Below are 230 nucleotides of genomic sequence, written 5' to 3' on the forward strand. Positions count from 1 at the left end.
GTAGGTCTGCACGGGGTCGGACTCGTCGAACATTGGCCAGTCATGAGCAAGGCTGTCACCGTTGCGAGCGACAATATTGTCAGCCTTCACGCCACGCATGACCAGGTTCATGCGGGTGAGGTTGTACGTGTTCTCGCGCAGCTCCTGCGCGAAGTACTTAATACGGTTCGGATCGCCCATGTGCTTGGCAACGGCCTGGCCGATAGTGAGTAGCAGGGAGCCAGAGCCAG

The 230-nt window shown here is 58.7% G+C and carries 1 protein-coding gene; it reads right to left on the reverse strand.

What is annotated here, in order from left to right:
- The coding region (locus LI126_RS15225) for an N-6 DNA methylase (protein WP_227165750.1) at window positions 1–230 on the reverse strand (230 nt) is incomplete at both ends.

This window comes from Mediterraneibacter sp. 210702-DFI.5.30 (assembly GCF_020560115.1).
GTDB lineage: Bacteria > Bacillota > Clostridia > Lachnospirales > Lachnospiraceae > Mediterraneibacter > Mediterraneibacter faecis.